This is a genomic window from Agrococcus sp. SL85, assembly GCF_026625845.1.
Taxonomy (GTDB): domain Bacteria; phylum Actinomycetota; class Actinomycetes; order Actinomycetales; family Microbacteriaceae; genus Agrococcus.
In genome coordinates, this window is record NZ_CP113066.1 from 634,761 (window position 1) to 658,551 (window position 23,791).

A 23,791-nucleotide genomic window follows, 5' to 3' on the forward strand; every position below is an offset into this window, starting at 1 on the left:
CGCACCACGACGACGACGGAGGGGGCGCACCGCGAGGTGCGCCCCCTCCGTCGTCGTCCGCTAGGCGCGGCGGCGTCGCGGCCTCGCCAGCCACGCGCCGCTGAGCAGCAGGAGCGCGGCGAGGGCGAGCAGCGCCGCATCGGGCCCGGCGCCCGTGCGCGGCAGGTCGCCGCCGCCCGGCGTCGGCGCGGGCGCGGGCGCCGCGAGCACCGCCTCGAAGGCGTGCCGCGCGCGCTCGGACTCGTTGCCCGCGGCATCGACCTGCCAGGCCTCGACCACGTGCGGGCCCGCCGCGATCGCATCCGAGAGCACCAGCTCCCACTCGCACCCCGGTGCGTCGAGCAGGCCGAGGTCGCCCGGCGCGTCGACGCAGGCGGGCACGCCCGCCTCGCCCACGACCTCGCCGTCGATCGCCACCACGACCGTGCTGCCGGGCTCGCCCGTGCCGCTGATGACGGGCAGCGTGCCCGTCGTGCCGCCGTCGACGGGCGACGTGATCGTCGGCGCCTCGGGCACGACGGTGTCGACCACGATCGCGACGGGGGCGGAGGGCGCGGAGCCCGTGCCCTCGCCGTCCGACTGCACCGCGTCGATCACGTGCGGGCCGTCCGGCAGCGCCTCCGGCAGCTCGAGCTCCCAGGTGCCGTCGTCGCCGACGATCGCGCTGCCGACGGGCTCGCCGTCGACCCGGACCACGACGGTCGCGCCGGGCGTGCCGGTGCCGGTCACCGTGGGCGTGGGATCGCTCGTGCTCGTGCCGTCGGCGGGCGCCGTGATCGTCGGCGCCGGCAGGGCCTCTGGTCCGGCGACCTCGAAGGCGACGCCCGCAGTCGGCGAGGCGTTGCCCGCCGCATCGGTCTGCGTCGCCTCGACCGCGTGCGGGCCGTCGGCGAGCGGCTCGTCGACGGGCAGCGCCCACGACCCGTCCTCGGCCACCTCGGTCTCGCCGAGCACCTCGCCGTCGAGCACGACCTCGACCGCGGCGCCGGGCTCGCCCGTGCCCTCGATGGCGGGCGTGCGGTCGTCGATCGTCGTGCCGTCCCCGGGGGCGGTGATGACGGGCGCGGCGGGCGTGGTCGCGTCGACCTCGAACCGCACCGAGTCGGCGCCCGAGGCGTTGCCGGCGGGGTCGGCCTGCACGGCGACGGCCTCGTGCGCGCCGTCGGCCAGCGGGGTCGTGACGGGCACCGCCCAGGCGCCGTCCGGTCCCACCTCGGCCTCGCCGATCGGGGCGCCGTCGACGCGGACCGCGACGGTCGCCCCCGCCTCGCCCGTGCCCGAGACCTCGGGCGTGGGGTCGGCGATGAGCGCGCCCTCCTCCGGCGCGAGGATCGTCGGCGCCGCGGGCGCCGTCACGTCGACCTCGAAGGCCCGCTCGGCGGAGCCCGAGACGTTGCCCGCGGCGTCCGCCTGCGTCGCCTCGGCCAGGTGGCCGCCCTCCGCCAGCGCGGTCGTGACCGGCACGGCCCAGCTGCCGGCGGCGTCGACGATCGCCGTGCCGATCGCCTCGCCGTCGAGCCGCACCTCGACCCGGGCACCGGGCTCGCCGGTGCCGGAGATCGGGGGCGTGGTGTCGGCGAGCACGGCGCCCTCCGCCGGCGACACGATGGTCGGCGCGGCGGGCGCGACGGTGTCGACCTCGAAGGCGCTCCGGTCGCTGCCGCTCGCGGTGCCGCCCTCGACCGTCTGGATGGCCTCGGCGAGGTGCTCGCCGTCGGCGAGCGGCGCGACGACGGGCACCGACCAGGTGCCGTCCTCCGCGACGACCGACTCGCCCACCGGCTCGCCGTCGATCGCGAGGGCGACCGTGGCGCCGGCCTCGCCCGTGCCCGAGACCAGCGGCGTGGCGTCGGCGAGCACGGCCCCCTCGGCGGGCTCGAGGATGACCGGCGCGGCCGGGGCGGCGCGATCGATCACGAAGGTGCTCCCGGCGGCCTCCGAGGTGTTCCCCGCGGCATCCGACTGCACGGCTGCCGCCGTGTGCGTGCCGTCGGCGAGCGGCTCCGCGACCGCGATCGACCACGTGCCGTCGAGCGCGACCTCGACCGTGCCGAGCTCGGCGCCGTCGAGCGTCACCGAGAGCGTGGCTCGGGGCTCGCCCGTGCCGGCGATCACCGGGGTCGCGTCGCCCGTCGTGGAGCCGTCGGCGGGGGTGTCGATGACGGGCGCGGCCGGGGCGACGGTGTCGACCAGGAAGGTCGAGGCGTCGGGAGGAGAGCCGTTGCCGGCCGCATCCTCCTGGGTCGCGACCGCGGTGCGCTCGCCGTCCTCGAGCGGCGAGGCCAGCTCGAGGCTCCAGCCGCCGCCGCCGTCGACGGGCGCGCTGCCCACCGGGGTCCCGTCGATCGAGACGGCGACGGTCGCGCCAGGCTCGCCGGTGCCGCCGATCGTCGGCGTCGCATCGTTCGTCGAGGAGCCGTCGGCCGGGCGCTCGATGACGGGGGCGGCGGGTGCGGTCGCGTCGACCGCGAAGGCCACGGCATCGGCGGCCGAGGCGTTGCCCGCGGCGTCGGTCTGCACGGCCTCCACCACGTGCTCGCCGTCGGCGAGCGGCGTGGTCGTGGGCAGCGTCCAGCTGCCGTCGTCGTCGACGAGCGCGTCGCCGGCGGGGACGCCGTCGATCGTCACCGAGACGGTGGCGCCCGCCTCGCCCGTGCCGCGCACGGTCGGCGTCGCGTCGGCGAGCAGCGCGCCCTCGACGGGCGCGAGGATGACGGGTGCGTCGGGTGCGACCGTGTCGACGACCACGACGACCTCTGCGGCCTCCGACGCATTGCCGGCGAGGTCCTCCTGCGTCGCGCCGATCGTGCGCTCGCCGTCGGCGAGCGGTGCAGCGAGCGGCAGCGTCCACGCGCCCTCGCCGTCCACGGGCGCGGTGCCCACGGGGCTGCCGTCGACGAGCACGGCGACCGTCGCGCCGGGCTCGCCGGTGCCGCGCACCGTGGGCCGCGGGTCGGCGAGGACGACGCCGTCGACGGGCGCCTCGATGCTCGGCGCCTCGGGTGCCGTGAGGTCGATCAGGATCGTCGCCGAGTCGGCCTCCGAGCCGTTGCCTGCGGCATCGGTCTGCGTCGCGCCGATCACGTGCTCGCCCTCGGCGAGCGGTGCGGGGAGCGGCAGCGTCCAGGTGCCGTCGGGCTCCACGGGCGCCGTGCCCACCTCGACGCCGTCGACGGTCACGGTGACCGTCGACCCGGGCTCCCCGGCGCCGCCGACGGTGGGCTGCGCGTCGGCGAGCACGGCGCCGTCGGCGGGGGTCTCGATCACGGGAGCGTCGGGAGCCGTCAGGTCGACCTCGAAGGTCGACGACGCGGCGCCCGACGCGTTGCCCGCGGGATCCGTCTGCGTCGCGGTCGCGGTGCGCTCGCCCTCGGCGAGGGGCGTCACGAGCGGCAGCGCCCAGGTGCCGTCGTCGAGCACGGTCGCGACGCCCGCCTCGGCGCCGTCGACCGACACCGCCACGACGGCGCGGAGCTCGCCCGTCCCAGTGACGGTCGGGGTGGCGTCCCCGATGGTCGAGCCGTCGGCGGGTGCCTCGATCACGGGCGCGTCGGGCGCAGTGAGGTCGACCGTGAAGCTGGAGGTCGCGGCCTCGGACGCGTTGCCCGAGGGGTCGGCCTGCGTGGCCTCGGCGGTGTGCTCTCCCTCGTCGAGCGGCGTCGTGACCGGCACGGCCCAGCTGCCGTCGCCGAGCACGGGCGCGGAGCCGACGACGGCTCCGTCCACGGTCACCTGGACGGTGGCGCCGGGCTCGCCGGAGCCGGAGACCGTCGGGGTGGGGGATCCGATGGTGGAGCCGTCGGCGGGCACCTCGATGACCGGCGCCTCGGGCGCCGTCAGGTCGATCTCGAACGCGATCGCGTCTGCCTCGGAGACGTTGCCGGCCGGGTCGCTCTGCGTCGCCTCGACGACGTGCTCGGCCTCGGCGAGCTCATCGACGAGCTGCAGCGACCACCGGCCGTCGCCGTCGACCGGCGCGGTGCCGGCCTCGACGCCGTCGACCTCGACGGTCACGGTGGATCCCGCGGCGCCGGAGCCGGAGACGACCGGGGTGGTGTCGCCCGTGACGCTGCCGTCGACGGGCGCCTCGATGCTCGGTGCGGCATCGGCCGTGCGGTCGACCTCGAAGGCGATCGCGTCCGCGTCCGAGACGTTGCCCGCCGGGTCGGCCTGGCTCGCCTCGACGAGGTGCTCGCCCTCGGCGAGCTCGTCCACGAGCTGCAGCGACCAGTCGCCCGCGCCGTCGACCGGCGCGGTGCCGACCTCGGTGCCGTCCACGAACACCGTCGCCGTCGCGCCGGGCTCGCCCGTGCCCGTCACGAGCGGCGTCGCGTCGTTCGTGACGGAACCGTCCGCGGGGGCCTCGATGACGGGTGCCTCCGGCGCGGTCAGATCGACCTCGAAGGCCACCGAGGCGGCCTCGGAGGCGTTGCTGGCCGGGTCGGTCTGCGTCGCCTCGACGAGGCGCTCGCCCTCCACGAGCCCGTCCACGAGCTGCAGCGACCACGCGCCCGCGTCGTCGACCGGCGCGGTGCCGACCTCGGCGCCGTCCACCGCGACGGTCACGATCGCGCCCGGCTCACCCGAGCCCGTCACGAGCGGCGTCGCGTCGTTCGTGACGGAACCGTCCGCGGGGGCCTCGATGACGGGTGCCTCCGGCGCGGTCAGATCGACCTCGAAGGCCACCGCGGCGGCCTCGGAGGCGTTGCCGGCCGGGTCGGTCTGCGTCGCCTCGACGAGGCGCTCGCCCTCCACGAGCTCCTCCGCGAGCTGCAGCGACCACGCGCCCGCGTCGTCGACCGGCGCGGTGCCGACCTCGGCGCCGTCCACCGCGACGGTCACGATCGCGCCCGGCTCACCCGAGCCCGTCACGAGCGGCGTCGTGTCGTTCGTGACGGAGCCGTCCGCGGGCGCCTCGATGACGGGCGCCTCCGGCGCGGTCAGATCGACCTCGACGGTCACCGAGGCGGCCTCGGACGCGTTGCCCGCCGGGTCGGTCTGCGTCGCCTCGACGAGGCGCTCGCCCTCCGCCAGCGCGTCCACGAGCTGCAGCGACCACGCGCCCGCGTCGTCGACCGGCGCGGTGCCGACCTCGGCGCCGTCCACCACCACGAGCACCGTCGCGCCGGGCTCGCCCGTGCCCGAGACCTCAGGCGTCGTCTCGTTCGTCACCGAGCCGTCGACCGGGGCCTCGATCACCGGAGCGCCGGGGGGCGTGAGGTCGATCTCGACGACGACCGAGGCGGCCTCGGAGGCGTTGCTCGCCGGGTCGGCCTGCGTCGCATCGATCGTGCGCTCTCCCTCCACCAGCGCGTCGACGAGCTGCAGCGACCAGTCGCCCACCTCGTCGACCGGGGCGGTGCCCACCTCGGCGCCGTCCACCACCACGAGCACCGTCGCGCCGGGCTCGCCCGTGCCCGTCACGAGCGGCGTCGTGTCGTTGGTGACCGTCCCGTCCGCGGGCGTCTCGATCACCGGGGCCTCGGGGTCCGTGAGGTCGATCTCGACCGTCGCCGAAGCAGGCCCCGAGCCGTTGCCCGCGACGTCGGTCTGCGTCGCCTCGATCGTGCGCTCGCCCTCCGCCAGCGCGTCGACGAGCTGCAGCGACCACTCGCCCGCCTCGTCGACCGGCGCGGTGCCCGCCTCGGCGCCGTCCACCAGCACGGTCACGGTCGCGCCGGGCTCGCCCGTGCCCGCGACGAGCGGCGTCGTGTCGTTCGTCACCGAGCCGTCGACGGGTGCGTCGATCGCCGGTGCCGCAGGAGCGGTCAGGTCGACCTCGACGGTCACCGACGCGGCCTCCGACGCGTTCCCGGCGCCATCGGTCTGGGTCGCCGAGACGACGCGCTCGCCCTCCGCGAGCGGCGCGATGGGCGTGAGGGTCCAGTCGCCGAGGCCGTCGACCGGCGCGAGCCCGGCCGGCTCGCCGTCGATCTCGACCGCCACGACGGCACCCGCCTCGCCCGTGCCGCGGATCTCGGGCGTCGGGTCGTTCGTCACGGAGCCGTCGACGGGCGCCGTGATGACCGGCGGCTCCGGCGCGCCCGTGTCGACCACGACGTCGACGCGGTCGGATCCGGAGGCGTTGCCCGCGGCGTCGCGCTGCACGGCTGCGATGGTGTGCTCGCCGTCTGCGAGCGGCGCGGGCAGCGCCAGGCTCCAGGTGCCGTCGTCGAGCACGGTGGTCGAGTCGACCTCGGTGCCGTCGGCCGAGAGCGAGAGCGTGGCCCCGGCCTCTCCCGTGCCCGAGACGGTCGGCTGCGGGTCGCCCAGCAGCGCGCCGTCGGTCGGCACCAGGATCTCAGGTGCGTCGGGGGCCGCGGTGTCGATCGTGACCACCACCTCGGCCTCGCCGGACGCGTTGCCCGCGGCGTCGGTCTGCGATGCCGCGATCGTGCGGTCGCCGTCGGCGAGCGATGCGATGGGGGTGAGGCTCCACGTGCCGTCCTCGTCGACCGGCGCGAGGCCGATCGGCGCGCCGTCGACCTCGACCGCGACCGTGGCGCCGGGCTCGCCGGTGCCGGTGATCGTGGGGATGCTGTCGGCGAGCACCGAGCCGTCGGCGGGCTCGACGATCACGGGCGCCTCGGGGGCCTGCGTGTCGACGGTCACCGTGATGCCGTCGGCGGCCGAGGCGTTGCCCGCGGCATCCACCTGCACGGCCTCGATCAGACGCACGCCGTCGGCCAGCGGGGTCGAGGGCTCGAGCGACCACGAGCCGTCCGGCAGGACGGTCGTCGTGCCCGCCTCGACGCCGTCGACCGTCACCGCGATGCTCGCGTCGGCCTCGCCCGTGCCGCTGATCTCGGGCTGCGGGTCGGCGAGCACGTCGCCGTCCTGGGGCGCGAGGATCGCGGGCGCCCCGGGCGCGACGGTGTCGACGACGAACGAGACCGTTGCTGCGTCGGAGACGTTGCCCGCCTCGTCGGCCTGCGTCGCCGACACGATGTGGCCGCCCTCGGCGAGCGGGGCCGCGAGCGCGAGCTCCCACGCTCCGTCCCCGTCGACGAGGGCCGTGCCGACGCCATCGCCGTCGATCGCGACCTCGACGGCGGCGCCGGCCTCGCCGGCGCCCGAGATGGTCGGGGTCGCGGTCGGCACCGTGCTGCCGTCGGCCGGCGACTCGATCGCGGGGGGTGCAGGTGCGACGACGTCGACGACGAAGGCGCTCTCGGCCGGCGCGGATGCGTTGCCGGCCTCGTCGGTCTGGATCGCGACGACCGTGCGCTCGCCCGGGGCGAGGGCCGGCACGACCTCCACCGACCAGCTGCCGTCGGCGTCGACGGTGCCGCTGCCGACGGCGGTGCCGTCGATGGCGACGTCGACGACGGCGCCCGCCTCGCCCGTGCCGGAGACCGTGGGCGTCGTGTCGTTCGTGCGCGAGCCGTCCGCAGGCTCGAGGATCACGGGCGCCGCGGGGGCGGTGACGTCGACGGCGAAGGTGCTGGTGGCCGCGCCCGAGGCGTTCCCCGCGGGATCGGCCTGGGAGGCGCTGACGATGTGGTCGCCCTCGTCGAGCGCGTCGGCGAGCTCGAGGCTCCATCCGCCGCCCGGCGAGACTGCCGCCGTGCCCACCGCCGCGCCGTCGATCGCGACGTCGACGGTCGCTCCCGGCTCGCCCGTGCCGGACACCGTGGGCGACGTGTCGGACGTCCGCGAGCCGTCCGCCGGCTCGACGATGCTCGGCGCGTCGGGGGCCGTGAGGTCGACCTCGAAGGCGTTCGAGGCGGCCTCGGAGGCGTTGCCCGCCGCGTCGTCCTGGGTCGCCGAGACGACGTGGGCGCCCTCGGCGAGGGCATCGACGGTCGGCAGCGTCCAGGAGCCGCCCTCGACCACCACGGTGCCGATCGCGGCACCGTCCATGCGCACCTCGACCGTCGCGCCGTCCTCGCCCGTGCCGGAGACCGTCGGCGTCGTGTCGTTCGTCGTCGAGCCGTCGGCGGGGGCGACGATCTCCGGCGCCTCGGGCGCGGTGCGGTCCACCTCGAAGGCGTTCGTCGCCGCGTCGGAGACGTTGCCGAGCGCGTCCGTGGCGGTCGCGGAGACGGCGTGCGCTCCCTCGGCGAGGGCATCGACCGTCTGGAGCGACCACGCACCGGACGACTCGGCCTCGACGGTGCCGATCGCGGCGCCGTCGATCGAGACCGTCACGGTCGAGCCGGCCTCCGCGGTGCCGCGGATGGGCGGCGTGGCGTCGGTCGTGGCGGAGCCGTCGGCGGGCTCCTCGACGACGGGCGGGGCGGGTGCCGTGGCATCGATCGAGAAGCCGCTGGACGCGGGCGCCGAGGCGTTGCCCGCAGGGTCGGTCTGGATCGCGGTCACGGTGTGCGCGCCGTCGGAGAGGGCGCTCGGCTGCGGCAGGCTCCACGCGCCGCCGACCACGGGCGCCGAGCCGATGGCGACGCCGTCGACCTCGACGGCGACGGTCGCGCCGGTCTCGCCGGTGCCCGCGAAGGTGGGCGTCGCGTCGGCGATCGTCGAGCCGTCGGCGGGCTCGACGATCACGGGCGGCGCGGGCGGGGCCGTGTCGATGGTGAACGACACGAGGCCGCTCTGCGTCGACGTGCCGGCGATCGTCTGCGTGGCGCGCGCGTTGTGCGCGCCGTCGCCGAGCGCGGCGGGCGCGTCGAGGGCCCAGGTGCCGGCGCCGGTGACGGTCGTCGAGCCGACGGGAGTGCCGTCGACGGCGACCGACATCGTCGCGCCGGGCTCGCCGAGGCCCGCGATCGTCGGGGTGGCGTCGGCGAGCACCGCGCCGTCGGCCGGCGCCTGGATGACGGGCGCGTCGATGCACAGCTTGCGCCGCCGGCACGGCGGGCACGGTCGCGCTCGCGCTGAGCGGGAGCACGCCGATGGTCGCGGTCGCCAGCGGCGGCAGGGGCGCGACCGCCAGCACCGAGAGCTGCACGTCGAGCAGCGAGACCGACGCGGTGGCGCTCGTGCCGTTCGCCGCGGCGCTCGCCGTCGGCAGCGGCATCGCGATGCGCACGGAGGTGCCCGCGACCGTCGTCGTGAAGGCCGTGCCGCCGGGCACGAGGCTCGTGGCGACGCCGCCGACGGTGACGGTGACCGCGGGGAAGGCATAGGCGGTGGTCGCAGGGCCGGGGGTGCCGGGCGCGGTCGCGCTGAGCGTCGCGGTGCCGTCGACCCGCACCTGCACGAGGTCGTTGACGAGGCTGAGGCCGGCGATGCTCCCGGAGGACGAGCTCACCATGCCGCCGGCGCCGAGCGTCGTGCTCGTCGCCACCTGCGAGGCGCCGAGCCCGAGCGCGTCGACGGTCAGGAGGCCGACGTCGGCGGAGGCGAGGCTCGTCACGGAGGTCGCCCGCTGGCCGTCGGCGGAGCAGGCCTCCTGCGTGCGCGCCTGCACGGTGCTGTCGATCGTGCTCGTGCTGAGCTGGAGCACCCCGGCGGCGTTCACCCCGAGGGCGAGCAGCGAGTCGACGCTCGGCGAGGTGTTGTCCGGCGGCGCCGACTGCTGGTTGCTGTCGACCGTCACGGGGAGGCCGACGACCGGGGCGGCGATGTTGCTGCCGCGTGCGCTCGCCGCGGTGGAGCCGAACGCGGCGTCCGCGTGGCCCACCCTCGCGCCCGCGAGGTTCAGCGCCGCGGCGCTCACGCCGATGTTCAGGATGTCGGCGCCGGCAGCGCTGGAGATGCCGCCCGGCTGCACGGCGGCCGCGGCCTGCGGCGGCGCCGGGAGGGCGACGATGCCCGCCGCGACGACGAGGCTGGCGGTGACGAGTGCGGCGAGGCGCGACCGGCGCATGAGGACTCCTGCGTGACCTGGAGGGGCTGCCGGCCGAGGCCGGGCAGCCAGCGCGCCTCGGGGACGCGCTCGGGCACACCATAGGCAGACGAGCGTCCAAGACACTCGCACAGAACAGAGTTCCAAGCGGACTATGCGTCCGCTTTCAGTCGTCGCTCAGCCTCGAGGATCGGCGGCGATCACCGACCGACGGCCCCCGCGCACCAGAGGGGCCCGGGCGCGATCGCGCCCGGGCCCCTCGTCCATACCGATGTCAGCGCAGGCCCACGCCCCTGCCGCCGAGGAACGACTCCGGGTTCACGAGCGAGCCGCCCACGCGGATCTGGAAGTGCAGGTGGCAGCCGGTCGCATGGCCGGTGGCGCCCTCATAGCCGACGACCTGGCCCGCGGCGACCCGCTGCCCGGGCGCCACCGAGGCGGGACGGATCATGTGGTAGTACTCCGTCTGCACACCGCCGCCGTGGCTGATGTAGAGCATGTTGGCGCCGTAGACGTCGCGCGCGCGCAGCGTGACCGTGCCCGCCGCGGCAGCGTAGATGGGCGTGCCGCAGCCCGCAGCGATGTCGATGCCGCCGTGCAGCTTGTAGCCGAGCGAGCCCACCGGATCCCAGCGCCAGCCGTAGCCGGAGGTGAAGCGGCCGTAGTGCGGCGTCTGCCAGCCGCTCGAGCTGGGCGGCTGCACGGGCACGGAGCCACCGCCGCCACCGCCGCCGCCGTTGTTGCCGGCGTTCTGCGCTGCCTCCTCGGCCGCGCGCCGAGCCTCTTCGATCGCGCGCTGGCGGGCGGCCTCGCGCTCGCGGGCCTCGCGCTCGCGCCGCAGCCGCTCCTGCTCGGCCAGCCAGGCGCGGTGCCGCTGCCCGGCCTGGTAGTCGTCCTCGGTCGCCTGACGGTTCTCGACGAGCACGGCGAGCTGCGCGTTGAGCTCGACCCTGTGCTCCTGCTCCCTCACCACCGCGGCCTCAGCAGCGGCACTCGCCTCGACAGCGGCCTGGTAGGCGGCATCGGCCGCCTCCTTGAGGCCGAGCAGCGCCTCGCGCGCCACCTCGGCCTGCGCCTGCAGCGACTGCGCGGTGTTCGCATCCTGCTGCGCCTGCTGGTACAGCGAGTCGGCCGTGCCGGCCGCTCGATCCATGACGTCGAGCCGGTAGAGCCAGGTGTCCGCCGAGCCCGGGTTCGCGAACAGCTCGGCGCTCATGTCGCCCGTGCCGCCCGAGCGCGCCAAGCCTGCGCCGCGAGCGCCCGGCGGCGCGCTCGGACTCGACGGCGCGCGATGCGGCCTCGTCGGCCTGGTCCTGGAGCCGCTGCGCCACCGCGACCGCCTCGTCGTAGCGGCGCTGCGCCTCGACGGCCTCCGCCGCGCGCTGGTCGGCGACCGCGCGGGCATCCGCGAGCTCGGTCTCGAGCTGCCCGATCAGGGCTCGGATCGCGACGATCTGGCGACCCTTCGCCGCCTCGTCGCCCCGAGCGGCCTCCACCTCCGACCACGTCGGGAAGCCGTACTCGTCGACGGCCTCCGCGGCAGGCGCACCGGGGGCGACGATGCCGAGCACGAGGCCGGCGAGCGCCGCCGTGGCGGCGCAGGCCATCCGCAGGCGCCGCGACGGCCGCAGCCGCGCTCCGCTGGCAGCCTGCATGGTCGACTGACGCATCTCGCTCCTCGTGACGGACCGCCGCACCTGATCGTGCGACGGTCGGGCGATCCGGACCACGGTAGCAAGGTTCATGCTCGACCTGAAGGTTCTGAGGAAGTCGTAGGCGTGCTGGCGTGTCGCCGAGGCGGCGCTGAGGTTCGCGCCTCGCGCCGCCCCTCGGACGCGCGCGACGCGCCGAGAGGAGGCGCCGATCGCACTCGATTTGTCGGATGGCTCGAGCGTGTTGTAGCGTTACTCCTCGGTAGTCATGTGCTCCGGCGCATGGCCCCATCGTTTAGTGGCCTAGGACACCGCCCTTTCACGGCGGCAGCACGGGTTCGAATCCCGTTGGGGTCACTTCTCGGAGGGGTTACCAGCAAGGCCCTGTAGCGCAGTTTGGTTAGCGCGCCGCCCTGTCACGGCGGAGGTCGCGGGTTCAAGTCCCGTCAGGGTCGCCATTGCACTGGCCCGCTCGCGAGAGCGGGCCTTGTGCAAGCGGCGGCGAAGGCCGCCTGGCTCTGTAGCTCAGTTGGTAGAGCGCACGACTGAAAATCGTGAGGTCACGGGATCGACGCCCGTCGGAGCCACCACCGAAGCCCCCGCAGCCGCGGGGGCTTCGTCGTCGCGGGACGCCGGCTGGGCGGGTTCAGCGCGCAAGGGGCGAGACCGGGTTCGGTTCGCGCCGCCGCGCCTCGCGCAGCCTCGCGAACGATCCGACCAGGCCCTTCGTCGCGATGCCGCTCAGGACGTCCACGAGCAGCAGCGCGGCCGTGCCGAGCACGATGAAGCCGAGCAGGACGAGGACGATCTCCATGGGGCGCCCCTTCCGCGGTGCCAGCGTCTCCAGCGTACGCGCGCGGCCCCCGATGCGGACTGCGGATCCGCTGTGGATCGCCTACGGCGTCCGCTCCCCCGCGCGGTCGGCGGCGGCGATCAGCGTCGTCATGAGGCCGTGCAGCTGCTCGAGGTGCGTCGCGTCGAGCCCGAGGCGCTCGGCCATCGTCGTGGGCACCGAGAGCGCGCGCTCGCGGAGCGCCGCCCCCTGCGCGGAGAGGCCCACGTCGAGCGTGCGCGCGTCGTCGGCGCGGCGCTCGCGCGTCACGAGGCCCGCCGCCTCGAGCCGTTGCAGCAGCGGCGACAGCGTGGCCGGCTCGAGCCGCAGGGAGGCGCTGAGCTCGCGCAGCGACACCGGCGCCCCGCCCCAGAGCGCGAGCATCACGAGGTACTGCGGATGCGAGAGCCCGAGCGGCTCGAGCACCGGCCGATAGGCCTGCACGACGACTCGCGAGGCGACCGACAGCGCGAAGCAGACCTGCCGCTCGAGCGCGAGCGGGTCCTCCGGGGCGACGTCCGGTTGCGAGGAGGGCATGCTGCGAGCGTAGGCGGCGGCGCTCGGATGGCTGGCGGAGGACACCCGGCCAGCCTATGCTTAGGGCCCTAAGCATCTGTCGCACGAGCGAGGGATGCCCGATCCAGGAGGCCACATGCCCGACCGCCGAGCCCGCACGGAGCACCCCCGCGACCCGCAGAGCTTCACGCGCGGCGACCGCCGGGCGATCACGATCGTCGTCTCGATCGGCCTCGCGATCACCGTCGGCCTCCTCGGCCTCTTCGTCGCAGTGATCGTGCTGCCCGCGCTGTGAGCGGCTAGCTGCGCGGGTCGATCATCGTCATGCCGGCGAGCGTCGAGCGATCCATCGCGGGCAGGAGCGCAGCGGCAGCCTCGAGGCCGACGGTGCGGCGGATGAGCCGCTGCGGCTCGAGCGCGCCCGAGGCGACGAGCGCGAGCATCCCCGGGTAGTCGATCGCGGCCATGCCGTGGCTGCCGAGGAGGTCGAGCTCCCACGCGATCGCGCGATCCATGGGGATCCGCGGATGCCCCTCCGCCGCGGGCAGCAGGCCGACCTGCACGTGCCGGCCGCGGCGGCGGAGGCTGCGGATGGCGTCTGCGGCGGTCCGCTCGCTGCCGACCGCGTCCACCGCCACGTGCGCGCCGCCGACGAGCGCCTCGACCTCGGCGGGCACGTCGCGGCCGTCGGCGAGGATCGCGTGCTCGGCGCCGAGCTCGACCGCGAGCGCGAGCGCCTCCGGGTTGCGGTCGACGGCGATGGGGCGGGCGCCGAGTGCCTTCGCGATCATCACGGCGCTGAGGCCGACGCCGCCCGCGCCCACCACGACCACCGACTCCCCCGCCCGCACCCGGGCGCGTGCGACGAGCGCGCGGTAGGCGGTGGCGAAGCGGCAGCCGAGGCTCGCGGCCGTCGCGGCGTCGACGCCCTCGGGGATCGCCACGAGGTTCGTGTCGGCAGCGTGGAGCGCGACGCGCTCGGCGAAGGATCCCCAGTGCGTGAAGCCCGGCTGCTGCTGCGCGGGGCACACCTGCGCGTCACCCGCCAGGCAGTGCTCGCAGCGCCCGCAGCCGCACACGAACGGCACGGTGACGCGGTCGCCGGCCCGCCAGCGCACCACGCCCTCCCCCACCTCGACGACCGTGCCGGCGAGCTCGTGGCCCGGCACGTGCGGCCACGCGATGTCCTCGTGCCCGGCCCAGGCGTGCCAGTCGCTGCGGCAGAGGCCCGTCGCCTCGACCGCGACGACGACGCCGCCGACGGGCGCCACGGGCGCGGGGACGTCGCGGACGGCCGGGACGCCGCGCACGGCGTCGATCAGGAGGGCGCGCATGGAGCCATCCTCCCAGCGCCGGAGGCGGTCAGCCGCGCGCGCCGATCGCCCGGTAGATGGCGCCGTCGAACCGCGCCTGCTCCGGCACGGCGAGCGCCGCGAGGAGCAGGCGGCGGGAGCTGAGCACCGGCGCCGGGATCGTCGCGAGGTCGTACTCTGCGTAGCCGGTCGCCGCCCACTTGCTCATGCGATGCTCCCAGTGGAACAGGTCGTAGAAGTCGTGGCCGCGCATCGCGGGCTCCGAGAAGCCGGTGCGCGCCATCCACGCCGCCATCGCCTCATGCAGGACGGGGTCGTCGCCGAACGCGGAGCCGGCGAACTTCCGAGCCAGCAGTCCTGGCGACAGCGTGCGGTCCGAGCGCTCCTTGGTCATGCCCGTGACGATCGCCCCGCCCACGCCGAAGATCGTGGCCGCCCGCGCGGGCGCTCCGACGTAGAGGGCTCCGGCGAGCGCCGCGTAGCGGCGCCACACGGGGAACGTGCGCGCGTGGAGCCGGTGCATGGGCCCGTCGGCCGAGAGGGGCCGCACGTCGAGCGTCAGGTGCCGCAGGCCCGCGGCCGCGGCGAGCCGGCTCGCGACCTCGAGGTCGGAGCGCGTGCTCTTGGCCGGCTGATGGAACGGATGATAGGTCAGCGCGAGCGCCCGGGCGCGCCGGAGGTCGATGAGGCCTGCCTCGAGCACCGCCCTCGAGTCGACGCCCGCCGTGAGCGCCAGCACCGTCGTCGGCGCGATCGAGGCCCAGTTGCGCACCTGCTGGGCGAGCTCGGCGCGGAAGGCCTCGGCGGCGTCCGCCACCGGCAGCTCGACCCGGTCGGAGAGCGGGAAGCAGCGGCGATGCTCGACCGATGCGCCGTCGACCGCGAGCGCGCCGTTGGCGAACAGCTGGCCGACCCCGTCGTGCTCGGTGATGAGACCCGGCAGCCATCGCCCGAAGGGCGCGGCGTGGTCGGGGTGGAGGAGCGCCCAGCGCGCCTGTGCGGACGGGAGCCCGCCGACCGCCTCCGCGAGCAGCGCCGAGTGCGACCCCAGCTGCACGCCGTCCGGACCCCGGTGCCAGTAGACGCTGCGGGAGGCGAGCGGGTCGCCGTGCACGTCGAGGCGCTCGCCGTGGCGCACGATCACCACGAAGCGGCCCGACAGCCACACCACCGCCTCGTCGACCTGCTGCCGGCTCCGAGACGCATCCGGCAGCGTCGCCGCGCGCAGCAGCCGCCGCGCGATGCGGTCGCGGCCCTGCGGCCCGCGGTCGTCGAACGCCTGGCCGAGGATGACGACCGTCACGTCGCCCGCGTCGGCTCGGCGGAGCTCCAGCTCGGGGTCGAGGAGCAGCCGCCACGGGCCCACGGAGGTCGAGGCCCAGCGATCGACCGGCGGCTCCGCGCTGCCGCGCGTGAGCAGCCACCCCTTCGCGAACGGGTTCGTGTAGCCCCACAGCTTGTAGGCCGGGCGCAGCCGGTGCTGCTCGGCATCCAGCTCGCGCAGCGCGCGGAGGCGCTGGCGTTCGGGGCGGCCTCGCGGACCCTCCGGCATCGTCGTGCTCCTCGTCGCGGCGGTGCGGCCCGTAGCGCTCGACGGGCGGGTGCTCGGAGCCTAGCTCACCACGACGCGCGGCCCGTCAGCCGATGCCGAGGAGGCGACGGAGGCTCGCGGCGTCCTCGTTGGCACCGAAGGCCGGGTGGCCCGGCTGCAGGTGCAGGCCGGCTTCGAGCGAGTCGAGCACGACGGGATCGAAGCCGAACTCGTCGACGAGGCGCGCGACGAGCGCGACGTCGGCGGGGTCGTCGCCCGCGACGGCGATCGCGCGGCGATCCACGTGCCCGCGCGAGCGCGGGTGGTCGGCGAGGTCGTGGTAGCCCATGTGGTTGAAGGCCTTGACCACCCGCGACTCCGGCAGGCGGGCCTGCACGATGCCGCTCGTGGGGCGGGCGGGGTCGTCGAGCTCGGGCCGCACCCCGTCGGTCTCCCACCAGTAGTTCATGGCATCGATGACGACCTTGCCCGCGAGCGCGTCGACCGGCAGGCGCTCGTGCTCGCCGAGCGGCAGCGCGAGGATCACGACCTCGCTCGCCGCCGCGACCTCGGCCGCCGTCAGCGGCTCGGCGCCGGGGGCGAGGTGCTGGGCGATGAGGCGGATGCGCGCTGCGCTGCCGGACCCGGCGATGAGGGTGCGGTGCCCCGCCCGCAGCGCGTGCCGGGCGAGCACGGTGCCGAGCTTGCCGACCCCGAGGATGCCGATCGTGAGCGTGCGGAGCTCCCGCTCCGCCTCCGCCGTCCCGGCCGCCTGCTGCTGCACCATGCTCCCCCTCGCGTCTCCAGGTGCAACCAGCCTGGTGGAGCGCGCATTCCTGCGCACCGGAGGGCGTCACGGGGCGTCACCGGCGCGCTCCCAGCCCTCGGCCCTACGGTGCCGCCATGCGGGTGGCGTGGGAGGACGGCGAGGTCGTGCAGGACGGCGAGGCCGTGGCGCGCACCGCGCCCGGCTTCTGGGCCCCCACGGCCGGGTTCGACGTGCTCGGCACGCGGTGGACGCTGCGGCGCGAGGGCGCCGCCTATGTCGCCGCGCGCGAGGACGACGACCGCCTCCGCCTCGACGCGCGCGGCGGCCTCGGCGCTCGCCGCACGCTCGCGACGCCCGACGCCGTGCTCGAGCTCGTGCGCACCTCGAGCCTGTTCGGCGCGCTGTGCTTCGACCTCGAAGGACCGCGGGGGCGGATCGGCAGCATCGCGCCCGAAGGTCCGTGGCGGTACCGCCCGGCGCTCGAGGCCCGGCTGCCCGTCGACCCGGCGCTCGCGACCTTCGTGCTGTGGAGCGCGGCGCAGCTCGATGCGCGTCGGCCGACGCGCGTGCTCTCCGGCGCACCCGCCACGGGCGCGCACGGCTGACGCGCGACGGCCCGCTTCGGCGCAGCCGACGCCGCCCGTCGGCGCTGCGACCGTGCGCCGCGCATCTCAGTCGCTCGAATCGACCACCGGCTCGGCATCGGCCTCGGGCTCCGGCACGCGATGGAAGCGCCGTCCGGTGACTCGCTGGAGCTCGATGCGCAGGAACTCGCGCTTGACGGTGGGGATGAGCGGCTGCAGCGGCAGCGCGGCGGCGGACGCGAGCTCGCCCTCGTGCTCGAGGTGCCGTGCGCGGCCGCGCCCGACCACGCTCCACACCTCGCGCTCGCCGCGATGGTCGATCTCGAGCACGACCTCGTCGGCGATGAGCGCGCCCGCGAGCTTCGTGCCCGGCGCCGTGCGGATCGTGACCTCGCGCCCGCTCGCGTGGTAGTTCACGGGGAAGACCTCGAGCGCGTCGCCGACGCGGAACGCGATGCGCCCCATGTCGAACGCCGCGAGCAGCTTGAGGCACTCCGCCTCGCTGATGTCGTGCACCGGGCTGTCGTCCATGCCCCATGGTCGCACCGCTCGGCCTCGACGGCCAGAGCCGGCGCCGAGACCCGACCTATTCGTCGCCGGCGGCGAGGCGCGCGGCGAGGCCCGCCTCGTCGGCGAGCCTCGGCTCGGTGCGCAGCGCCGGCAGGATGCCGGCCTTGTCGGCGTAGAAGGCGCGGATGCGATCCATGTCGGCCGGCACGTCGCCCGTCAGCCGCATCGTGGGCCCGAGCCCCGTCGTGCGGGTGGTGCGATCGACGTAGCCGAGCGTGACGGGCAGCCCCGAGCGCAGCGCGATCCGGTAGAAGCCCGAGCGCCAGCCCTTCGAGCGCCGCGTGCCGTCGGGGGTCACGACGATCGCGGCGCGCGGGTCGGAGCGCGCGAGCTCGACGACCCGGTCGACGAGCCCCGCGGGGTCGTCGCGGTCGACGGGGATGCCGCCGAGCGCGCGCATGATGCCGCCGAACGGCGCGCGGAAGAGCTCGCGCTTGCCGAGCCAGCGCACGTGGAGCCGGAGGTCCCACGCGATGCCGAGCATGAGCACGAAGTCGCGGTTCGAGGTGTGCGGCGCGCCGATGAGGATGCGCGGCCCCTCGTAGGGCGGCTGCTCGCGCACGAGCCGCCACGGGCTGAGCGCCCAGTGCAGCTGCGCGATCGCGTGCCGCACGGGCATCCCGGAGCGGCGCGCGGCGCCGCCGCGCTCGCTCGCGGCGCTCATCGCCTCGCGGCCAGCATCGGGCAGTCGAAGGGGTCGCGGGCCGCGAGGCCCACGCGGTTCAGGTGTCGCACGACGGAAGCGTACGCGCCCGCGAGGCTCGTCTCGGTGTAGGGGATGCCGTGCGTGCGGCAGTGCGCGCGCACGATCCTGCTCGCGGCGCGCAGGTGCGGCCTGGCCATGTTGGGGAAGAGGTGGTGCTCGACCTGGTAGTTCAGGCCGCCCATGAGCGCGCTGGTGCCCCAGCCGCGGATGTTGCGGGAGGTGCGCACCTGCTTCGTGAAGAAGTCGAGCCGGGCGTCGCGGCCGACGGTGGGCATGCCCTTGTGGTTGGGGGCGAACGAGGCGCCCATGCCGATCCCGAAGACGGCCAGCTGCACGCCCAGGAACGCGAGCGCCATCCACCACGGCATCACGAGGAGCAGGAACGCGCCGAGCAGCGCGAAGCGGGCGGCGATCATGCCGAGCTCGACCCACCGGCCCTCGACGGGGCGGCGCTCGAGCAGCGTCCGGATCGAGACGACGTGCAGGTTGAGGCCCTCGAGGGTGAGCAGCGGGAAGAAGAGCCAGCCCTGGCGGCGCACGATCCAGCGGAGCGCGCCTCGCGACCGCTTGGCGTCCGAAGGCAGGAAGTGGATCGTGTCGACCTCGATGTCGGGGTCGCGGCCGATCTGGTTGGGGTTCGCGTGGTGGCGGGAGTGCTTCGTCATCCACCACTGGTGGCTGATGCCGACCACGCCCGCGGCGAGGATCCGGCCGAGGCGATCGTTCGCGGGCCCCGAGCGCAGCACCTGCCGGTGCGAGGCCTCGTGGGCGACGAACGCGATCTGCGTCAGCACGACGCCGAGGCCCGCGGCGATCGCGAGCTGCCACCACGACTCGCCGAGCAGCGCGCTGCCGACGAGCAGGCCGGCGAGGGCGACGCCGAGCCCGACGAGCAGCCAGGTGTAGAAGCCGACGGTGCGCTCGAGCAGGCCCGCATCGCGGACGGCCTTCGCGACGACGCGGAAGTCGGCGCGGCGCTCGTCCTCGGTCCTGGGGATGGTCCGGCGCAGCGCGCCCTCGGTCACGGTCCCTGCGGTCATCGTCATGGTCATTCGGCACCTCTCGGCCTCGTCGGCCATCGGCCGATGCGGCGATCGGTCTGCACCGACCTTCGAACCCTTACAGCGTATGGCGTACGCAATGCGGTTCGGAGCATGTGCGGCTGTGGATGCCACATGGATCGCGGCGCGCGCGACGGAGGGGAGCCGCCGGCGATCCGGCTGCTCCCCTCCTGCGGGCTCGTCGCGGGCCTCAGCGCGAGTCGGCGAGCGCCGCGGAGCCGGCCTCCTCGGGCGTGCCCTCGTGCTCGACCTCGGCCACGGCCTCCGGGGGCAGCGGCGCGGCCTTCGACTCCGGCACCGCGGGGGCGTCGGTGCCGCGGCGGGCGCCGGCCTGCTTCTCCGGCACCGGCATCTCGCCCGAGGCGCGGAGCGCCTCGTAGTGGGCCATCGCCTCCGCCTGGCGGCGGCCCTCGGCACCCGAGGCGATCCTCGAGCGCAGGTGCTCGTCCTCCAGGCCGAACGCGGCGACGAGGTCGAGCGCGTGCGGGCGGAGCTTCACGAGCAGCCGCTCGATCGTCGACGTGACCGCGCGCGACCGGGCGCCCGAGAGGCGGCCGTGCTCGAGGTGCCAGGCCGCGTGCTCCTCGATGATCGTGAGCGCGAAGAGGTCGCGCACGTGCGTCATGACCTTGCGCGTGGCGGCGGGCATCCGCTCCACCGCCGCGTCGAGGGCGTCGTACTGCTGCAGCTCGGTCCAGGCGCGCGCCGCCTCGATGAGCTCGTGCTGCTCGTCGTTGAACGCTGCCGCCGCCTTCGCCTGGTCCTTCGGCGCGTGGCGGAGGCGCCCGGCGATCTCGGCCACCATCGTCGAGACGCGGTCCTCGAGCAGCTCGCGCTGCACCTCCCGGTCGCGGAGCGCGACGGACGCGTTCTGCACGCGGCCGAGGTCGCGCACGTCCTGCGAGAGCACGCGGAGGCCCGTGAGCGTCTGCGCGCGATCGAAGAACTGGTCGGCCGCGAAGCGCGCGATGTCGCCCTTCGAGGCGCCCTTGAACGACTTCGCGAAGTCGCCGAGCAGCCGCTTGCCGACGAGCTGCAGCAGCACGGTGTTGTCGCCCTCGAAGGTGACGTAGACGTCGAGGTCGGCGCGCAGCTGCACGAGGCGGTTCTCGGCCAGGAAGCCCGCGCCGCCGCAGGCCTCGCGCGCCTCCTGGACGGTGTCGAGCGCCTGCCACGTGGACAGGGACTTGAGGCCCGCGGCGAGCGTCTCGAGGTCCTCGCGCTCCTCCGGGGTGTCGCGCTCGCCCGAGAAGACGCCGTCGAACTTCGTCAGCAGGATCTCGTGCGCGTAGGTCTGCGCGTAGGCCTTCGCGAGGCGCGTGAAGAGGCGGCGCTGGTGCCGGCGGTAGTCGAGGAGCACCTCCTCCTGCACGTCGCTCGAGGCGGTGAACTGGCGCCGCTCGGTGCCGTAGCGGATGGCGATCGCGAGCGCCGCCTGCTGCGCGCGCGCCGCGGCGCCGTCGAGCGAGACGCGGCCCTGCACGAGCGTGCCGAGCATGGTGAAGAAGCGGCGGCCGGGGCTCTGGATCGGGCTCGAGTAGGTGCCGTCGGGCGCCACGTCGCCGTAGCGGTTGAGGAGGTTCGTGCGCGGCACGCGCACGTGGTCGAAGTGGAGGCGGCCGTTGTCGATGCCGTTGAGGCCGCCCTTCACGCCGTCGTCCTCGGAGCCGACGCCCGGCAGGTGCTGCCCCTGCTCGTCGCGGATGGGGACGTAGAAGGCGTGCACGCCGTGGTCGACGCCGCGCGTGATGAGCTTCGCGAAGACGACGGCGTCGCGGCCGTGCAGCGCCGCGTTGCCCAGGTAGTCCTTCCAGGCGCCGCGGAAGGGCGTGTGGATCACGAACTCCTCGGTCTCGGCGTCGTACGTCGCGGTCGTGCCGATCGAGGAGACGTCGGAGCCGTGACCCGTCTCGGTCATCGCGAAGGCACCGGGGATCTCGAAGCGCATGATCGGCGGCAGGAACGTGTCGTGGTGGTGCTGCGTGCCGAGGTGCAGCACCGCGGCGCCGAACAGCCCGTACTGCACGCCCGACTTGATCTGCAGGCTCGGGTCGGCGAGCACGAGCTCCTCGAAGCCCGCGATGTTGCCGCCGTGGTCGTCGCCGCCGCCGAGGCGCGTGGGGAACGCCGCGAGCACGGCGCCGTCGTCGACGAGCAGGCGCAGCTGGCCGAGCACGCGCTCGCGGTGCTCGGCGACCGTGAGGTCGTCCTGGCGCTGGAAGCGCGGGTCGGCGACCTTGGCGCGGGCCGCGAGGCGCCGCTCGGCCCAGGTGCCGAGGAGGTCGCGGCCGAGCCAGTCGACGTCGACCGCGCCGTGCTGCCGCGGCGTCGCGCCGCGCTGCGCCTCCCCGCGCTGGCGCCGGATGGTGCGGGTCCTGTCGGTGCTGCGGTCGGTCACTGCTGCTCCTCTGCGATGCGCTCGTCGCCGGGCACGCCGGCGGTCGGTGGCATCACGGTACGAGCGTCCGCGTCGCGGCGCTCGGACGTTGCGCCGAGGCACGAGCGGGGCTCTCGACGTGCCGCGGCCCGTTGTGGCGCATCCACAACCCAGCCGCCGATCGGCTGTCGGATGCGACCTGCGGCGGCAGGCCGCCCGAGCGGCGCCCGGTGCGCGGCGGGCCTAGGCGAGCGCGCCGAAGATCGCCTCGCCGTCGAGCAGCGTGGCGCGCACGGGCATCCCGCGCAGCCGCGCTGCCGCGGCGTTCGGGTCGTCGGCGACGTCCGCCGCCGAGGGCGGCGCCGCGTCGAGCACGACGAGGTCGGCGGGCTGGCCCGCGCGGATCGTCGTGGGGGCGCTCGCCGCGACCGCGGCCTCGAGCCCGATCGCCTCCTCCGGCCGCCACGGCGCCTCGTCGCCGCGCGTGCGCGTGACGGCCGTCGCGATCGCGAGCCACGGGTCGAGCGGCGTGACGGGGGCGTCGGAGCCCATCGAGAGCACGACCCCCGCCTCGAGGAAGGAGCGGAGGCGATAGGCGTCGTGGGCGCGATCGACCCAGAGCGCCGCGGTGAGCTCGCGATCGTCGAGCGCGTGCTCTGGCTGCACCGAGGCGACGATGCCCGCGCGGGCCATGCGGGGCACGTCGGCCGCGGCGACGAGCTGCGCGTGCTCGATGCGACCGCCCCTGCCCGGGCGCTCGAGCGCGTCGATCGCCGCGGTCACCGCGGCGTCGCCGATCGCGTGGATGGCGGCGTCGAGGCCCAGCTCGCCAGCGCGCGCAAGGAGCCGCTCCAGCTCGGCGGCGCCCACGGTGCGCACGCCCGTGGTGAGCGCGTCGTGCGCGTGGCCGTAGGGCTCGGCCGTCCAGGCCGTGCGCGTGCCGAGCGAGCCGTCGGTGATGACCTTGAGCGGGCCGACCTGCGCCCTGCCCGCGAGCGCATCGCCGCCGCGGAGGCCCCGCTCGACGAGCAGCTCGAGCTCTGCTGCGTAGACCCCGGCCCGCACGCGCGCGGGCGTGCGGCGCGTGCCGCGCGCCCACGCGCCCACGGCGTCGTCGAAGTCGAGGTCGACGACGCCGACGACCCCGCGGGAGGCCGCGACCGCGAGCGCGTCGTCGACGAGGCGGTCGACGGCCGCGGTGTCGAGCATCCGGTCGACGAGCGTGAGCACGTCGAAGGCCTCGTCCTCGCGGAAGAGCACATCGGCCGGTGCGCGGCCGAGGAGCCGCGCCATCGCCGTGTTGGGCCAGGAGCAGTGGACGTCGCTGGAGATGACGAGCGTCGGCACGTCGCCCGTCGCGGCGTCGAGCAGGGCGGCGCTGGGGGCGTCGGGCCAGAGGCCGTCGCGCATGCCGACGAGCACGAGCGGGCCCTGGCCCGGGTGGGTGGCGGCAGCCTCCCGCGCGACGAGCGCCGCCGCCGCGGCGGTCGGCGCCTCGAGCACCGAGGGACGGGCCCGGAAGAGCGCCCACTGGCCCATGTGCGTGTGCGAGTCCCAGAGGCCCGGCACGACCGCGGCGCCGCCGAGGCCGATCCGCTCCCCTGCGGCCGCGGTGCTGCCCGCGGGGCTCACGCGGGCGATCGAGGAACCGTCGACGTCGATGTCCACGAGGGAGCCGTCCAGCAGGCGGGCGTCGGCGAGGCGCATGCATCGCACGCTACCGGGCTGGCGGGCTCACGCGGTGCGCGTGCGACGCGCGGGCGGCGCGATGCGGGGCTGGAGCGCGACGGGCACGAGGCCGTTGCCACGCGCGTCGAGCTCGTGCTCGAGCTGCGCCTCGAGGATGGCGCGGGCGCGCTCGCGCTCGGCGCGGTCGAGCTCGGCGACCTCGTGGCGGTCGCGGAGGCCACGGAGCAGCCAGGGGTCGACGGGCACGCGGGGTGCCTGCTCGCCGACGAGGGCGCCGAGGGTGGCGGCGATCGCGAGGATCACCAGCGGGGCGATGATGAGGAGCCAGATCGTGTCCATGGCAGGAACTCTGCTCTTGTGGAGATCCTGCCACGAGTGGCAGGATGGACAACGCCAGGCAAGATCCCGCCAAGCGGCCGCAGCCACCGCCGGATCCCGCGCAG

The 23,791-nt window shown here is 75.7% G+C and carries 17 protein-coding genes and 3 tRNA genes; 7 read left to right on the forward strand and 13 right to left on the reverse strand.

Features of this window, described 5'->3' with window-relative positions; translation table 11 throughout:
• Positions 1–60: 60 nt before the first annotated feature.
• A complete protein-coding gene (locus OVA14_RS03070; RefSeq protein ID WP_267504831.1) occupies positions 61–8,751 on the reverse strand; it encodes an Ig-like domain-containing protein in 8,691 nt (2,896 codons plus the stop codon).
• 101 nt (positions 8,752–8,852) lie between these two features.
• Between OVA14_RS03070 and OVA14_RS03075 the strand changes: the two genes are divergently transcribed.
• Together OVA14_RS03075 and OVA14_RS03080 are read left to right on the forward strand one after the other, a co-directional pair.
• On the forward strand, positions 8,853–9,086 hold the full coding sequence (locus OVA14_RS03075; RefSeq protein ID WP_267504832.1) for a hypothetical protein: 234 nt from the start codon (positions 8,853–8,855) through the stop codon (positions 9,084–9,086).
• Positions 9,087–9,212: 126 nt separating this feature from the next.
• On the forward strand, positions 9,213–9,785 hold the full coding sequence (locus OVA14_RS03080; protein ID WP_267504833.1) for a hypothetical protein: 573 nt from the start codon (positions 9,213–9,215) through the stop codon (positions 9,783–9,785).
• 237 nt (positions 9,786–10,022) lie between these two features.
• Here OVA14_RS03080 and OVA14_RS03085 read toward each other — a convergent pair whose 3' ends face one another.
• Positions 10,023–10,964, reverse strand: coding sequence for a M23 family metallopeptidase (locus OVA14_RS03085; protein WP_267504834.1), 942 nt, complete (start codon positions 10,962–10,964; stop codon positions 10,023–10,025).
• Positions 10,965–11,684: 720 nt separating this feature from the next.
• Here OVA14_RS03085 and OVA14_RS03090 point away from each other — a divergent pair.
• The 3 genes from OVA14_RS03090 (at position 11,685) to OVA14_RS03100 (ending at position 11,990) form a co-directional block, all read left to right on the forward strand.
• Positions 11,685–11,757 (forward strand) — tRNA-Glu (locus OVA14_RS03090).
• A gap of 23 nt (positions 11,758–11,780) precedes the next feature.
• Positions 11,781–11,858: transfer RNA gene (locus OVA14_RS03095), tRNA-Asp, on the forward strand.
• A 56-nt stretch (positions 11,859–11,914) separates the two neighbouring features.
• Positions 11,915–11,990: transfer RNA gene (locus OVA14_RS03100), tRNA-Phe, on the forward strand.
• A 56-nt stretch (positions 11,991–12,046) separates the two neighbouring features.
• Here the strand turns inward: OVA14_RS03100 and OVA14_RS03105 are convergent.
• Together OVA14_RS03105 and OVA14_RS03110 are read right to left on the reverse strand one after the other, a co-directional pair.
• Positions 12,047–12,214: a hypothetical protein gene (locus tag OVA14_RS03105; protein WP_267504835.1), complete on the reverse strand. Its 168-nt coding sequence runs from the start codon at positions 12,212–12,214 to the stop codon at positions 12,047–12,049.
• 81 nt (positions 12,215–12,295) lie between these two features.
• Positions 12,296–12,769, reverse strand: a complete 474-nt coding sequence (locus OVA14_RS03110) for a MarR family winged helix-turn-helix transcriptional regulator (protein ID WP_267504836.1) — start codon at positions 12,767–12,769, stop codon at positions 12,296–12,298.
• A 115-nt stretch (positions 12,770–12,884) separates the two neighbouring features.
• On the opposite strand from OVA14_RS03110, the gene OVA14_RS03115 reads away from it, so the two are divergent.
• Positions 12,885–13,043, forward strand: a complete 159-nt coding sequence (locus tag OVA14_RS03115; protein ID WP_267504837.1) for a hypothetical protein — start codon at positions 12,885–12,887, stop codon at positions 13,041–13,043.
• A gap of 4 nt (positions 13,044–13,047) precedes the next feature.
• Here OVA14_RS03115 and OVA14_RS03120 read toward each other — a convergent pair whose 3' ends face one another.
• The 3 genes from OVA14_RS03120 to OVA14_RS03130 all read right to left on the reverse strand — a co-directional run bounded on the left by OVA14_RS03120 (position 13,048) and on the right by OVA14_RS03130 (position 16,379).
• A complete protein-coding gene (locus OVA14_RS03120; protein ID WP_267504838.1) occupies positions 13,048–14,082 on the reverse strand; it encodes a zinc-binding dehydrogenase in 1,035 nt (344 codons plus the stop codon).
• A 28-nt stretch (positions 14,083–14,110) separates the two neighbouring features.
• Complete coding sequence (locus OVA14_RS03125; RefSeq protein ID WP_267504839.1) at positions 14,111–15,613, reverse strand: hypothetical protein; 1,503 nt, start codon at positions 15,611–15,613, stop codon at positions 14,111–14,113.
• 85 nt (positions 15,614–15,698) lie between these two features.
• Positions 15,699–16,379 (reverse strand): NADPH-dependent F420 reductase, encoded by a 681-nt coding sequence (locus OVA14_RS03130; RefSeq protein ID WP_267504840.1) that lies wholly within the window; start codon positions 16,377–16,379, stop codon positions 15,699–15,701.
• Positions 16,380–16,495: 116 nt separating this feature from the next.
• On the opposite strand from OVA14_RS03130, the gene OVA14_RS03135 reads away from it, so the two are divergent.
• Positions 16,496–16,966 carry a hypothetical protein gene (locus OVA14_RS03135; protein ID WP_267504841.1) on the forward strand — a complete coding sequence of 157 codons (471 nt, stop codon included), beginning with the start codon at positions 16,496–16,498 and terminating at the stop codon, positions 16,964–16,966.
• 66 nt (positions 16,967–17,032) lie between these two features.
• Here OVA14_RS03135 and OVA14_RS03140 read toward each other — a convergent pair whose 3' ends face one another.
• From OVA14_RS03140 to OVA14_RS03165, 6 genes are all read right to left on the reverse strand, one after another.
• Positions 17,033–17,476, reverse strand: a complete 444-nt coding sequence (locus tag OVA14_RS03140; RefSeq protein WP_267504842.1) for a pyridoxamine 5'-phosphate oxidase family protein — start codon at positions 17,474–17,476, stop codon at positions 17,033–17,035.
• A 55-nt stretch (positions 17,477–17,531) separates the two neighbouring features.
• Positions 17,532–18,179 carry a 1-acyl-sn-glycerol-3-phosphate acyltransferase gene (locus OVA14_RS03145; protein ID WP_324288036.1) on the reverse strand — a complete coding sequence of 216 codons (648 nt, stop codon included), beginning with the start codon at positions 18,177–18,179 and terminating at the stop codon, positions 17,532–17,534.
• Positions 18,176–19,261 (reverse strand): fatty acid desaturase family protein, encoded by a 1,086-nt coding sequence (locus tag OVA14_RS03150; protein ID WP_267504843.1) that lies wholly within the window; start codon positions 19,259–19,261, stop codon positions 18,176–18,178. The genes OVA14_RS03145 and OVA14_RS03150 overlap by 4 nt, the downstream gene beginning before the upstream one ends.
• A 211-nt stretch (positions 19,262–19,472) precedes the next feature.
• Positions 19,473–21,680 (reverse strand): acyl-CoA dehydrogenase, encoded by a 2,208-nt coding sequence (locus OVA14_RS03155; protein WP_420710609.1) that lies wholly within the window; start codon positions 21,678–21,680, stop codon positions 19,473–19,475.
• 222 nt (positions 21,681–21,902) lie between these two features.
• Positions 21,903–23,366 carry an amidohydrolase gene (locus OVA14_RS03160; RefSeq protein ID WP_267504844.1) on the reverse strand — a complete coding sequence of 488 codons (1,464 nt, stop codon included), beginning with the start codon at positions 23,364–23,366 and terminating at the stop codon, positions 21,903–21,905.
• Positions 23,367–23,393: 27 nt separating this feature from the next.
• Positions 23,394–23,687 carry a hypothetical protein gene (locus OVA14_RS03165; RefSeq protein WP_267504845.1) on the reverse strand — a complete coding sequence of 98 codons (294 nt, stop codon included), beginning with the start codon at positions 23,685–23,687 and terminating at the stop codon, positions 23,394–23,396.
• Positions 23,688–23,791: the final 104 nt, after the last annotated feature.

Excerpts from the sequence above, each read along its gene's own strand:
- OVA14_RS03145 (WP_324288036.1), bottom strand. The coding sequence starts at position 18,179 with ATGAGCGCCGCGAGCGAGCGCGGCGGCGCCGCGCGCCGCTCCGGGATG.
- OVA14_RS03160 (WP_267504844.1), bottom strand. The coding sequence starts at position 23,366 with ATGCGCCTCGCCGACGCCCGCCTGCTGGACGGCTCCCTCGTGGACATC.
- OVA14_RS03140 (WP_267504842.1), bottom strand. The coding sequence starts at position 17,476 with ATGGACGACAGCCCGGTGCACGACATCAGCGAGGCGGAGTGCCTCAAG.
- OVA14_RS03080 (WP_267504833.1), top strand. The coding sequence starts at position 9,213 with ATGCCGCCGGCGCCGAGCGTCGTGCTCGTCGCCACCTGCGAGGCGCCG.
- OVA14_RS03115 (WP_267504837.1), top strand. The coding sequence starts at position 12,885 with ATGCCCGACCGCCGAGCCCGCACGGAGCACCCCCGCGACCCGCAGAGC.
- OVA14_RS03130 (WP_267504840.1), bottom strand. The coding sequence starts at position 16,379 with ATGGTGCAGCAGCAGGCGGCCGGGACGGCGGAGGCGGAGCGGGAGCTC.
- OVA14_RS03125 (WP_267504839.1), bottom strand. The coding sequence starts at position 15,613 with ATGCCGGAGGGTCCGCGAGGCCGCCCCGAACGCCAGCGCCTCCGCGCG.
- OVA14_RS03150 (WP_267504843.1), bottom strand. The coding sequence starts at position 19,261 with ATGACCGCAGGGACCGTGACCGAGGGCGCGCTGCGCCGGACCATCCCC.
- OVA14_RS03075 (WP_267504832.1), top strand. The coding sequence starts at position 8,853 with ATGGTCGCGGTCGCCAGCGGCGGCAGGGGCGCGACCGCCAGCACCGAG.
- OVA14_RS03165 (WP_267504845.1), bottom strand. The coding sequence starts at position 23,687 with ATGGACACGATCTGGCTCCTCATCATCGCCCCGCTGGTGATCCTCGCG.
- OVA14_RS03120 (WP_267504838.1), bottom strand. The coding sequence starts at position 14,082 with ATGCGCGCCCTCCTGATCGACGCCGTGCGCGGCGTCCCGGCCGTCCGC.
- OVA14_RS03105 (WP_267504835.1), bottom strand. The coding sequence starts at position 12,214 with ATGGAGATCGTCCTCGTCCTGCTCGGCTTCATCGTGCTCGGCACGGCC.
- OVA14_RS03110 (WP_267504836.1), bottom strand. The coding sequence starts at position 12,769 with ATGCCCTCCTCGCAACCGGACGTCGCCCCGGAGGACCCGCTCGCGCTC.
- OVA14_RS03085 (WP_267504834.1), bottom strand. The coding sequence starts at position 10,964 with ATGAGCGCCGAGCTGTTCGCGAACCCGGGCTCGGCGGACACCTGGCTC.
- OVA14_RS03135 (WP_267504841.1), top strand. The coding sequence starts at position 16,496 with ATGCGGGTGGCGTGGGAGGACGGCGAGGTCGTGCAGGACGGCGAGGCC.